General features: G+C 65.1%; 11 protein-coding genes. 4 read left to right on the top strand and 7 right to left on the bottom strand.

Annotated features, from left to right (window positions below; all coding sequences use genetic code 11):
• Nucleotides 1-435 carry a hypothetical protein gene (locus HAP47_RS14830; RefSeq protein WP_173637595.1) on the top strand — a complete coding sequence of 145 codons (435 nt, stop codon included), beginning with the start codon at nt 1-3 and terminating at the stop codon, nt 433-435.
• Here the strand turns inward: HAP47_RS14830 and HAP47_RS14825 are convergent.
• The 3 genes from HAP47_RS14825 to HAP47_RS14815 form a co-directional block, all read right to left on the bottom strand.
• Complete coding sequence (locus HAP47_RS14825; protein WP_173637596.1) at nt 432-2,834, bottom strand: bifunctional diguanylate cyclase/phosphodiesterase; 2,403 nt, start codon at nt 2,832-2,834, stop codon at nt 432-434. The two genes, HAP47_RS14830 and HAP47_RS14825, sit on opposite strands and share 4 nt — an antisense overlap.
• A 143-nt stretch (nt 2,835-2,977) precedes the next feature.
• A complete protein-coding gene (locus HAP47_RS14820) occupies nt 2,978-3,664 on the bottom strand; it encodes an alpha/beta hydrolase family protein (protein ID WP_231168883.1) in 687 nt (228 codons plus the stop codon).
• 89 nt (nt 3,665-3,753) lie between these two features.
• Nucleotides 3,754-5,172, bottom strand: coding sequence for an MFS transporter (locus tag HAP47_RS14815; protein WP_173637597.1), 1,419 nt, complete (start codon nt 5,170-5,172; stop codon nt 3,754-3,756).
• A 609-nt stretch (nt 5,173-5,781) separates the two neighbouring features.
• Between HAP47_RS14815 and HAP47_RS14810 the strand changes: the two genes are divergently transcribed.
• The gene (locus tag HAP47_RS14810; protein ID WP_173637598.1) at nt 5,782-6,858 is read left to right on the top strand and encodes a lysylphosphatidylglycerol synthase transmembrane domain-containing protein; all 1,077 of its coding nucleotides are present in this window, start codon (nt 5,782-5,784) and stop codon (nt 6,856-6,858) included.
• Between the two features lie 118 nt (nt 6,859-6,976).
• On the top strand, nt 6,977-8,935 hold the full coding sequence (locus tag HAP47_RS14805; protein ID WP_173637599.1) for a hypothetical protein: 1,959 nt from the start codon (nt 6,977-6,979) through the stop codon (nt 8,933-8,935).
• A 163-nt stretch (nt 8,936-9,098) separates the two neighbouring features.
• On the opposite strand, the gene HAP47_RS14800 is transcribed toward HAP47_RS14805, so the two are convergent.
• Nucleotides 9,099-9,668: a DUF2147 domain-containing protein gene (locus HAP47_RS14800; RefSeq protein WP_371821811.1), complete on the bottom strand. Its 570-nt coding sequence runs from the start codon at nt 9,666-9,668 to the stop codon at nt 9,099-9,101.
• A gap of 127 nt (nt 9,669-9,795) precedes the next feature.
• Nucleotides 9,796-10,824, bottom strand: a complete 1,029-nt coding sequence (locus tag HAP47_RS14795) for an NAD(P)/FAD-dependent oxidoreductase (RefSeq protein ID WP_173637601.1) — start codon at nt 10,822-10,824, stop codon at nt 9,796-9,798.
• Between the two features lie 163 nt (nt 10,825-10,987).
• Here HAP47_RS14795 and HAP47_RS14790 point away from each other — a divergent pair, with 163 nt between their 5' ends.
• Nucleotides 10,988-11,449, top strand: a complete 462-nt coding sequence (locus HAP47_RS14790) for an acyl-CoA thioesterase (protein ID WP_173637602.1) — start codon at nt 10,988-10,990, stop codon at nt 11,447-11,449.
• A gap of 6 nt (nt 11,450-11,455) precedes the next feature.
• Here the strand turns inward: HAP47_RS14790 and HAP47_RS14785 are convergent, their stop codons facing one another.
• The gene (locus HAP47_RS14785) at nt 11,456-11,776 is read right to left on the bottom strand and encodes a 2Fe-2S iron-sulfur cluster-binding protein (protein WP_029085343.1); all 321 of its coding nucleotides are present in this window, start codon (nt 11,774-11,776) and stop codon (nt 11,456-11,458) included.
• A gap of 160 nt (nt 11,777-11,936) precedes the next feature.
• Nucleotides 11,937-12,314: an Hpt domain-containing protein gene (locus HAP47_RS14780; RefSeq protein WP_173637603.1), complete on the bottom strand. Its 378-nt coding sequence runs from the start codon at nt 12,312-12,314 to the stop codon at nt 11,937-11,939.
• Nucleotides 12,315-12,396: the final 82 nt, after the last annotated feature.

Genomic DNA, 12,396 nt, shown 5'->3' with positions numbered 1-12,396 from the left:
ATGCCCGAGACGACCTATTTTCCGCGTTACCTCATCCTCGGCGGCGCGATGATATCCGGCGTGCTGCTGGCGCTTGCCGTGCACATGCTCGGCGCCCGATACGGGCTCGACCTCGGCGGCCTGTGGCGATCCGATACCCACGAGTTCATGCCGGCAGGCGCGGCGGTCGCGTGGTGGCTGATCGCGAGCGTCGGGTTTTCGGGCGGCTACTTCACCGCCAATCTGATGCACAGCGCGGTGGCCGGCCAGATCCCGCAGCGGATGCGCCAGTTCCTGATTGTCGTCGGCGTGCTGATGCTGGCCGGCGCCGGCCAGGCCGCGGCGGCGCCGAGCACGGTCTCGACCGTTTCCGCCGTGCTCGCCGGTCTCGCCGCCTTGTGCCTCGGCGCGGTGATGGCGTTTTGCGGCGCCTATTTTGCCCAGCGTCGGAGCTAGGCGACCGACCGTTCCGGCGCCCGGCGCAACATCTTGGCGACGTCAGCCGCCGGCCGCGGCGGGCTGAACAGATAGCCCTGCGCCTGCGTGCAGCCTTCCCGACGCAACAGGTCGAACTGGGTATCGGTCTCGACCCCCTCGGCGGTGGTGACGATGCCGAGACTCTTGCCGAGACCGGTGACGGCGCGCACGATCGCCATCGAGTCCTCGCGCGTCGCCAGGTCCGTCACGAAGGAACGGTCGATCTTGATCTTGTCGAACGGGAAGCTGCGCAGATAGCTCAGCGAGGAATAGCCGGTGCCGAAATCGTCCAGCGAGATCCGGACGCCGAAACCGCGCAGCTCATGCAGCACCGCGAGCGTCGCCTCGCTGTTCTGCAGCAGCACCGATTCGGTGATCTCGAGCTCGAGCCGATCCGCCGCCAGGCCGGACGCCTGCAGCGCCGCCTTCACCGACGACACCAGGTTCGGGTTCTTGAACTGCACCGGAGACAGGTTGACGGCGACCGCGACGTCCGCAGGCCATCTCACCGCCTCGGCGCAAGCCTTGCGCAGCACGATCTCGCCCAGCGGCACGATCAGCCCGGTCTCTTCGGCGACCGGAATGAAATTGTTCGGTGCGATCAGCCCGCGCAGCGAATGATTCCAGCGCACCAGCGCCTCGAAGGCAACGACCCGATCGCCCACGACATCGCGGATCGGCTGATAATAGACCTCGAACTCGTCGCGCTGGAGCGCGAGCCTCAGGTCGCGCTCGAGCAGGCGGCGCGCCTGCGCACGCGCATCCATCCCGGTCTCGAAGAACCGATAGGTGCCGCGGCCGTCGGCCTTGGCGCGGTACAGCGCCAGATCGGCCTTTTGCAGCAGCTCGTCGGGATCCTTGCCGTCCTCGGGCGCCAGCGAGATGCCGATGCTGACGCCGATCACGAGCTGATGGCCCCCGATCTCATAGGGTGCGGCGATCCGCTCGACCACCGCACTTGCCAACGACGACACCACGGACGGCTCGCAGTTGCTGCAGAACTGCACGATGGCGAATTCGTCGCCGCCGAGCCGCGCCACGGTGTCGTGCTCAGTCACGCATTCGCTCAGCCGGCGCGCAACCTCGCGCAGCAGCGCGTCGCCGATCGGATGTCCGAGCGTGTCGTTGATCTCCTTGAAATGATCGAGATCGAGGCAGAGCACCGCCAGCTGGTCGGAGCGCTTGGCCAGTCTCGAAGCCTTCTCGAGTTGCTCGCGGAACAGCGTCCGGTTCGGCAGATTGGTCAGCGCGTCATGCCGCGCCATGTGTGAAATCTGTTCCTGGGCCTGCTGCCATTCGGTGATGTCCTCGAAGGTCGCGACCCATCCACCACCCTTCATCGGCTGATCGACGACACGGATCGCGCGCTCGTTGCGGCTGACGATCCGCGTCGCGCTGTTGCCGGCCTTTGCCTCGGCGACGAGCGCTTCGCAGAACTCCGTGGGATCACCGTCCCACTCACCGATGGAATGCAGGTCCTGCAGAACGTCGATCAAGAGGCGCCCCTGCAGCGGCACGCGATTGCGCCCCATCATCTCACTGTAGCGCTCGTTGAACAGCATGATGCGGCCATCGGCATCGAACATGCACAGTCCCTGCGACATGTTCTCGAGCGCGGTATCCAGCACAACCTTCTGCTTGTGAACCTCGGTCTTGGCGCGGCGATCGAGGATGGAGGCGATCAGCGAAAGCCCGAGGATCGCGAAGGCCGCAACCGCGGTCATGAACGACAGCACGCGCGGCGCGACCGAAAGCCCGTCTGGAACGATCGTCGGATCCGGGACGAGCGTCACCGCACCCATCCCGGTGAAATGATGCGAGACTATCGCAACCGTCAGAAGACCGGTCGCAGCCGCCGTGGTGCCAAGGCGTTCGCCGCGCGCGGCAACGACCAGCGCAAGCGCGCCAAACGCGCTTCCGAATGCGATCGATGCGACGACCGTGCCGGGCGACCAGACGATGCGCGCCGGCAGTTCCAGTCCCAGCATGCCGGTGTAATGCATCGCCGCGACAGCGACGCCGACGATCGCACCACCGGCGGCGGCCGTCTGCCAGCGTTCGTTGAGCGTTGCGACCGCCAGGCCGACGGCCAGGATCGCAACCGCGAGCACCAGCGACAACAGCGTGATCGGAATGTTGTATCCGGCCTCGATGCCGGGAACGTACGCCAGCATGGCGACGAAATGGGTGGCCCAGATGCCGCAACCGCCGACTGCCGCATCAAGACCGATCCAGATCTCGCGGGTTCGGCCCTCTGCCGCGCGGGCCCGGTGAAACAGGCTGATCGCGACGGCGCTGGCGAGCAGACAGATCACGCCACCGAGGACGACCAACCGCCAGTCATGTTCCAGGGTGAGACAGGTTAGAACGCGATACATATAGGCCCCCATTATGGACCCATAAAAACCAGCGTATTCGTGTACGAACGGTAACTGCACCGCAGCAAGGCTTCACGCATGGTGAAAAAGCCTTGAATGCACGCGATACAATCAGGAAAACGGCAATCGGCCATGAAATGGTCTCAGCCGCGCAACCCGGGCACCAGTTCGGCCCCGGTCTCGACCTTGAGCGACGAGCCGGCGAAATCGTTTCCGATCGGCTGGCAAGCACCGTCGAGATGCTTGGCAAGGAACGCTTCAGTGACGCCATAGAGGGCAAGCCGATTTTCCGGCCGCACAAAACCGTGCCCCTCATCGGCAAATGTAATGTAGGTCACGGGCACGCCACGCTGCTTGAGCGCATTGACCATCTGCTCGGACTCGGCCGCCACAACCCTCACGTCACGCATGCCCTGCGCGATCAGGATCGGCTTCACGGTACGGTCGATGTGGGTCAGCGGCGAACGTTCGACCAGGAATGCGCGGCCGGTCTCGGTGCCGGGATCGCCGAGCCGGTTTTTCCAGACGCTGATCCACGGACCCCAATAGGGCGGGATCGTCGCCATGAAGCTGACGAGATTGGAGATGCCGAACAGATCGACGATGCAGGCGAACACGTCGGGCGTCTTGGTCGCGGCGACCAGCGCCGCATAGCCGCCATAGCTGCCGCCGAAGAAGCCGACGCGCTTCGGATCGGCGATGCCTTGCGCGATCGCCCAATCGACCGCATCGATCAGGTCGTCATGCATCTTGCCGCCCCATTCGTGGTCGGCGGCGGTGATGAAGGTTTTGCCGAAGCCGGTCGAGCCGCGGTAGTTGACGGCAAGCACCGCATAGCCCCGGTTGGCGAGCCATTGATAACAGTCCCCGACCGCGCAAGGTGAGATACCGCGCTATAACCGCGCAACGACGGCCTCGCTCATTGCCGCGCTTGTGATGATGCGCCGATCCAGATCAGCGCGGCGGCGGCAAGCAATACACCGGCGGAGATCGCGAGTGCCGCATGCAAGCCCGCGACGAAAGCTGCGGACCGACCGACCATCGAGCCGAACAGCGCGACACCCAGCACACTGCCGGTCTGCCGGGTGGCGTTCAGCACCCCGGCCGCGATGCCGGCATGCTGCGGCTCGGCACTGCCGAGCAGCGCCGATGTCAGCGGCGGCACCAGCAGGCCGAGGCCGCCGCTGATTGCCAGCAGTTGCAGGCAGATCGCGAGATAGCCGGTACCGGGACCGATGAACAGCATCGCCAGGCATCCGGCGGCCGAGATCGCGGCGCCGAGCGCGATCGTCCTCGGCGCGCCGATCTGCTCCGCGACATGCGGCGCGATCAAATTGGCGGGCAGCACGGCGCCGAGCATCGGCACGAACGCGAGGCCGGTGGCGAACGCCGACAGCCCGTTGACTTGCTGGAAGTAGAGGCTGAGCACGAAGATCAGCCCGTAGAACGCAACGTTCACCAGCAGGCCGACCAGCGAGGTCAGGGCAAACATCCTGTTGCTGAACAGCGAGAGCGGCAGCATCGGCTGCGCCGTGCGCGCCTCATGCCAGACGAACAGCACGGAGAAGACGGCCGCCAGAGCGAAGCCTGCGACGACGAACGGGCTATCCCAGCCGAGCGCGCCGCCCTCGATGAGCGCGCCGGCCAGCGTGCCGAGCGCGGCGATCGCCGCAATTTGCCCCGGCAGATCGAGCCGGTGCTGGTGACGGCGCGTGGTTTCGCCGGCAAAGCGCCAGGCGAGCCACAGCCCGGCCAGGCCGATCGGCAGATTGACCAGGAAGATCGCGCGCCAGCCGACCAGCGTGATCAGCCCGCCGCCGACGAGCGGGCCTGCGGTCAGGGCAAGGCTCGCGCCTGCGGCCCAGACGCCGACCGCACGTCCGCGCGCCTTCTCGTCCGCGTAGGCGTGGCGGAGCAGCGCGAGCGAGTTCGGCACCAGGATGGCCGCGGCCAGCCCCTGCACGCAGCGCGCGGCGATCAGCGTCACGGCATCAGGCGCGACGGCGCACCCAACCGACGCCGCGGTGAAGATGGCAAAGCCGGCCATGAAAACGCGTTTGGCGCCGATCCGGTCGCCGAGCGCGCCCGCGGTCAGGATGAAGGCGGCAAACGCGATGGTGTAGGCGCTGACCACCCATTGCAGCTCGGCAACGCCGCCGCCGAGCGAGCCGCCGATGGCGTTGAGCGCCGTGTTGACGATGGTGACGTCGAGCTGCACGACGCCGTAACCGAGACTCATCGCGGCGAGCGTCAACGTCGCCGCAAGCCCGGTCGACTGCTGATGCGACGCCGCGCGCTGGTCGGGCACGCGCCGGAGGTTCGGGGATCTCTGTTGCATGGACTTGACCTCGCTCTGCGCAACCAATGCGAGAGATAGGTCTTCGTTTCTCAATGATACTTCGCTGCGGATCGAAGTGTGGTATCGACATGCCGGCCGGGGCCGCGGCGACGTTGCGCGGCGTTTTGCCTCAATAGACCTACGGACCGCCCCCCGGGCGCCTCATTGCGGCCCGAACTGCGGTCCACAGCCGGATCACGCAGATGCGCACATCGACTTCACGCTTTGGTAAACGCCGCGGCCGGCCCGAACCTCCCCCACGCTGATGCATATCGTCTATTCGCTCCGCTTCGACGGCCCCGCAGTGGTGCTGCGACGACGGCAAAATCGGCAAAAATACCGACGAAATCGCCTGGAACGGCTGAAGGACGGCGGAACGTGCAGTGATCCCGTCGCGGATGACGACATGGCCGCGACTCACATTCCGCAGAGCGAGAACATATGTAGCCAGTATGACAACAATGCTGGACGGGAGCAGAAGGTTGGCTTGTCAAGGACTGCACAACGCATCGGTTTTGCCTTATGGGTCATCGCGTACGGTGCGTTTGCCCGTTACCCGTCGCCGTCCGTGACCGGGTCCCACTGAAATTGTCCCTGCCGGGAGGATGAATGCTTCGGCTGCTGACCACGTTTGGGCGTGGCTTCAAGGAAAAGATCGGCTGGAAACGGCTCGGGATCGCTGCGAGCGTGCTCATCATCGCGTTCGCGGTCACGACGCTGGTCCACACCCTGAAGGGCGTCGACACCGGTATCATCCTCACCGCGCTGACCGACATCGCGCCACACCGGATCGCGCTCGCGGCGCTCTGCGTGGTCGGGGCGTTCTGTACGCTGACCTTCTATGACTTCTTCGCGCTGCGCACGATCGGCAAGACCCACGTCCCCTATCGCATCGCAGCGCTGTCGAGCTTCACCAGCTACACGATCGGCCACAATATCGGCGCCACCGTCTTTACCGGCGGCGCGATCCGCTTCCGGATCTATTCCGACTACGGCCTCTCCGCGATCGACGTCGCCAAGATCTGCTTTCTCTCGGGCCTGACCTTCTGGCTCGGCAATCTGTTCGTGCTCGGCTTCGGCATGGCCTGGCATCCCGCGGCGGCATCGGCGATGGACCTGCTGCCGCCGGCGATGAACCGGCTGATCGCGCTCGGCTGCCTTGCCGGCATCGGCGCCTATTTCGTCTGGCTCTTGACCGGCGAGAAGCGCCGCGAGCTCGGCCAGAACGGGTGGAAGGTGGTGCTGCCCTCGGCCAAGCTGACGCTGCTGCAGATCATCATCGGCGTGGTCGATCTCGGCTTCTGCGCGCTCGCGATGTATCTCCTGATGCCGACCGAGCCACATATCGACTTCGTCTCGCTGGCGGTGGTGTTCATCCTGGCGACGCTGCTCGGCTTTGCGAGCCACGCTCCCGGCTCGATCGGCGTGTTCGACGCTGCGATGCTGGTGGCGCTGCCGGAGTTCAGCAAGGAGCAATTGCTGGCGACGCTGGTCGTGTTCCGTATCCTCTATTTCCTGATCCCGTTCGGGATTTCGATCTCGATCATGGGCATGCGCGAGCTGTGGCTCAACGTGGTGCGGCCCTGGCAGGAACGAAAAAGACTCAGCCAAGCCTGCACGGCTTCGGCGACCGTGCGGCAACCGATCGAAAGCCGGCAGCAGCAGATCAGGCGGCTGAGACGGTAACAGCGAACGTTATCGGCCCCAGGGTCCCTGCTTTCAGTCCCGGTGTTTCGATCCCGGATTGTTGGTCTCTGCAGCCGCTTCTCTTATTTTCGCCGTACCACTCGCGTCAAACCACGCCATGATTGGCTTTCTGGTTCGATTTTCGTTTCGCGTCACGGTCTGCAGCGTGCTGCTCGGCAGCGCGCTCGCGGCGGTATTGGCTTCAGCCGCCGACGCGCAGGATACCCAGCTCTCGATCTCCTGGGAGGTCCGCAACCGCTTCCGGCTGTTCCGCGAGGAACGCGACTTCCGTCTGCATGTCGAAAGCGGGCTCGGCCGCAGCGTGCTGGCCTCGGAACAGGCGCTGGAACTGCAAAGCGACGGCCGCGGCTGGGCGCGCAACACGGTCAACCGGCTCTGCATCGACCTGCAGGGCCGCGTCAGCGAGCCCTGCACCCGCGACAACGTCAAGGAAAGCTATCTGACGCCGATCGATCACCCGATCGTCGTGCGGCTCACGGGTCCGGTTCCGGTCGGCGCGACCTGCGCCTGGTCGTTCGACGACGGCGACGGGCCGCAATCCTCGACATTCGATTGCGCCGAGCCGGTCAATCTGCGCGTCCGCTACGGCCGCACCACGGTCGCGACCGTCGATGTCGCCAGCGGCTCGGATGCCAACCAGCGCGTGACGACCCAGATCGCGGTACGCGATTTGCTGATCGCCGGCCTCGGCGACAGCATCGCATCCGGCGAAGGCAATCCCGATCGCGCGATCGCCCTCTCCGACGAAGGCTTCTGCTTCCGCTCCTATCTCGGCGGAGCGCAATACTACCGGCCGAGCCGCGCCGGCTTCAAAGGCGGCCGCGCCTGCGAAGCGCCCGACACCCTGACCAACTGGCAGCGCCAGAGCGCGCTGTGGCTCAACTCGGCCTGTCACCGTTCGCTGTACAGCTACCAGACCCGCACCGCTCTTGCGCTCGCCGTGCAATATCCGCACATCGCGGTGACCTATCTGCCGCTGGCCTGCACCGGCGCCACCATCGCCGACGGCCTGCTCGGCTCGCAGCAGGCGCGGGAGTGTCTGCCGACGAAAACCGCCAACACCTGCTCGGGCACCGTCAACGGCCAGATCGCGGAGCTGCGCACGGCGCTAGCCGCCGCCAAGCGCCGGCAGCCGGACCGTACGCTCGATCTCGTGCTGCTGTCGGTCGGCGCCAACGACATCTACTTCTCCGGCCTCGTCGCCAACGTGATCGTCGACACGCCGACCGAACGCACGCTGTTCAGCCAAGGCGGCTCGATGGCCAGCGTCGACGATGCCCGCTCGGCACTGGCACGCGACCTGCCGGCCGATTTCGCCAAGCTGCGCGATGCGCTGAAGCCGTTGGTCGGCGGCGACCTCTCGCACGTGATCTACACGGCCTACGCCAATCCGGCGCTGGCCAATGGCGGCGCGCCCTGCCCCGGCGGCCGCGCCGGCTTCGAGATCCATCCCTCGTTCAACGCCGATCCCAAGCGGCTCGCGGCGGTCTCGAGCTTCGTGCAGAACGAGTTCCTGCCGCAGCTCAAGGCGATCGCGCAGTGCCAGTCCGGCATCATCTGCCGCAATCCGCAGGCCGACCGCATGACCTTCGTCGATGCGCATCAGGATGCGTTTGCAAGCCACGGCTTCTGCGCACGCGCGTCGACCGATCCGGAGTTCGACCGCGACTGCTTCGCCGCCAACGGCGACAGCTTCGTCTCCGACATCGTCGCCGCGGCCAACCAGCCGCTCAAATGCGGTCGCAGCGCCGGCGAATACCGCGCCTATCTGCCACGGGCGCGCTGGATCCGCGACGCCAATGACAGCTATTTCACGGCGATGACCTACCCGCAGGGCCTGCCGTCCTCGATGCAGCCAACCGACATCCACGATGCGACATGGGGCATCCTGTCGGCGGTGTATGGCGGCGCGGTGCATCCGAGCGCCGAAGGTCATGCGGCGATGGCCGATGCGGCGGTGCCGGCAGCCGCCACCGTGCTGCGATTGAACACCACGGTGCCTGAGGTGATCTCCGAGCCGGTCGCGCCGTTGCCGACCGTGCCGGAGCAACGCTGAACGCTGCACGCTCGCGACGCCGCACGCGTGCGGCCGCGAACCAACGTGATCCCAAAGGGGGTCTAAAGCATGATCCGGAAAAGTGTGAAGCGGTTTTCCGAAAAGATCATGCTCAAACAAGAAGCTAAAGCGCGATGACGATTCAACCTGATCTCATTGCGCTTTAGTGCCGCTTCGTCGCCGGCAAGGGCGCCGGTGGCTTCATCGCTGCGGCTTGCGCGGGCAGATATTTGGCGACGATTGCGGGATCGAGCTGCGCCATCGCCGTGTCCGGCAGCCGGGTCCAGACCTCGTCCTTGCCGAACAGCGAGATGCCGAGATAGCCGCGCATGGTCAGCGTCTGTCCATCGGCGCTCAGGGTCATCTTGGCCTTGTAGATCTTGCCGTTGCGCGGATCGAGCACGTTGCCGCCTTCATAGGCGAGCCCATTGCGCTTCATGTCGCGGATCAGCGGAATGCCAAGCCACGGCATGTCCTTGCGATCGTCCGTGCATTTCGAGCAGACCGGATTGGGGGGTTCGCCGGGCGCTGAGAACATCTTTGCGATCATGCCTTCGAACAGGCCGTTACGCTCGATCACCAGGAACCAGCCTTCCGGCTTGCCGTCTTCGATCTTCTGCCAGAGGCCGGCCGCCGACGTCAGATCGGCCGCCGAGGCTGCCAACGGTGCAGCCAGCACAAAGGCCGTGGCGATCGCCAAGGTCAGCCGAAGTCTGGATAGCGTGTTCCGCATCATCATCACCTGATCAATCGACAAACTCGATTACGAGCAGACTACGGCCATTTCGCGGAGTGTTCCAGTACCCGCGCCGCATGGGCAATGGCCCATGCCCCTGGCATTGGTCGCTGATGACGTGGAATCAGTTCACCCCAAGCTTCTTCTGCAAACTTGATGACGAGGTTGTGTACTGGAACACCAGCCGCTTGTCCGGATACACGTAGCGGTGCGCCTTCTGCGCCATCAGCGCGCCCTCGTGGAAGCCGGAGAGAATGAGCTTCAGCTTACCCGGATAGGTGTTGATGTCGCCGATCGCGAAGATGCCTGAAACGTTGGTCTCGAATGCTGCGGTGTCGACCGGCACCAGATTGTTTTCCAGCGCCACACCCCAGTTCGCGACCGGACCGAGCTTCATGGTGAGCCCGAAGAACGGCAGCATCGTATCGCAGGCGATCGTCGACATCGCATTGTCGTTGCCCTTCAGCGCGGCGCCCGAGAGCTGACCGTTGGCGCCTTCGAGCCCGGTGACCTGGCCGATCTTCAGATCCATCTTGCCGTCGGCAACCAGCGAGCGCATCTGCTCGACGCTGTGCGGCGCTGCGCGGAAATCGTCGCGCCGGTGCAGCAGCGTGATGCGCTTGGCGATCGGATGCAGATTGAGCGTCCAGTCGAGCGCGGAGTCGCCGCCGCCGACGATCAGGATGTTCTTGTCGCGGAACTGCTCCATCTTGCGCACGGCATAGAACACGGACGTGCCTTCATAGGCTTCGATGCCAGGCACCGGCGGACGCTTCGGCTGGAACGAACCGCCGCCCGCGGAGATCACGACGACCTTGGCCTCGAACTCCTTGCCGGCATCGGTCTTCACGCGGAACAGGGGATCGCCGATCTTCTCGATGCTCTCCACCATCTCGTTGAGGTGGAAGGTCGGACCGAACGGCTTGATCTGCTCCAGCAGCTGCTCGGTCAGGCCCTGGCCGGTGACAAAGGGAATCCCTGGAATGTCGTAGATCGGCTTCTCCGGATAGAGCTCGGCGCACTGCCCGCCGATCTTGTCGAGGATGTCGACCAGATGCACCTTCATGTCGAGCAGGCCCAGTTCGAACACGGCGAACAGTCCGCAGGGACCCGCGCCAATTATCAGCACATCGGTTTTGATCGCTTCGCTCATATCCGCTTCTTTTCAGTTGAGATCGACCGGGCGGCTCGCGCCTGCCCAGCCAAGTATGGCCGGATCGGGACATGCATAATAGGGGTAGAGGCTGGCGCGGCAACCCCTTGCCGAGCCTTCGTAACTCGGCTGTATGGACGGAAACTGACGGAGATCAATTCTCGTGAACGCCCCTGTCCGCGCGGATGACACGCCGCGCCTGGAAGATTTCCCCTATCGGCTGTCCGACAATGTGCGGTTTGCCGACCTCGACCCCAACGGCCACGTCAACAACGCCGTCTATGCGAGCTATTTCGAGACCGGCCGCGTCACGCTGGTGAAGGACCTCAGCATGGGGCTGATGCCTGCCGGGCTTGGCTGGATCATGGTGCGGCTCGACATCCATTTCCGCGCCGAGCTGCATTGGCCGGGACAGATCGAGCTCGGGCTCGGTCTCGTCAAGTTCGGACGGACGTCGACCACGTTCGATCAAGTGGTATTTTCGGAAGGGAGATGCGTGGCGTCGGCGAAGGCGGTCACCGTCATGATCGATGAGGCCACGCGCAGACCGACGCCGCTGCCGGCGGAGGTCAAGCAGAACTTCCGCCGCTGGGTCCGTCGCGGTGTGAATCCGGACGGCGAATAGATAACGTTAAGCCTGCCGCTCCGGCGTCGACACGACCAGTCCGTCGAGATCGTCGGTCACCTTGATCTGGCAGGACAGCCGCGAATTCGGACGCACGTCGAAGCCGAAATCCAGCATGTCCTCTTCCATCGGCGACGGCGCGCCGACCTTCTCGCGCCACGCTTCATCGACATAGACATGGCAGGTCGCACAGGCGCAGGCGCCGCCGCATTCGGCTTCAATGCCCGGAATGGCGTTGCGGATCGCGCCTTCCATCACAGTCGCGCCGTTCTCGATATCAATGGAGCGTTTCTCTCCGGAATGGTCGATAAAGTGGATTTTGGCCATGATTGCTCGTGCTGCCGGAATGCGCCGGACGATGGTTGGAAAGGTCCCGGCAGTCGTATAACGGGTCGATCTTCACAGCGCTAGCGCGGAGACCGAAAACCTGCCGGCCGCCCAGGGCGGCGCCCTGCCCGTTGCCGCAGGCTGTGGACAGGCGGGAAGCCTAGGAGCGGCCCAGAATCAGCTCGATCGCCGTGCGCGCCTCGGCAATCGCCGCCCCGAGCGCGGCGAGCGGCTGGGCCGGGTCGGAACCGGCGGTCAGCGCGGTTTCCAGGTTGGCGGCCGCCTCGGCGACGCCGAAGGCGCCGATCGCCCGCGCCGATCCTTTCAGGGTGTGGGCGTGAGTCGGAGCCTCGGCCGGCAGGGCAGCCAGCTCGCCAAGGATCCGGGCCGACTGGGTCGAGAACATCGCCAGCACTTCCCGCTCCAGCCCCGGGTCGCCCAGCGTCATCCGTCGAAGGTGATCGACGTCGATCGGCCCGTCGCCCGGCGCGAGCGGCGGCGATTGCGTCCATTCAACCCGTTCGAGATGAAGCGGCATGGCCTGTCCCTGTCGTCTCTGCCGGGCTTGCCGGCGGACCGTTCGCCCAGCCAATCACGAAACTGGTTAACGAATTGTTGTC

Source organism: Bradyrhizobium sp. 41S5 (assembly GCF_011516665.3).
GTDB lineage: Bacteria > Pseudomonadota > Alphaproteobacteria > Rhizobiales > Xanthobacteraceae > Bradyrhizobium > Bradyrhizobium quebecense.
This window is presented reverse-complemented; position numbering and strand designations above follow the sequence as displayed.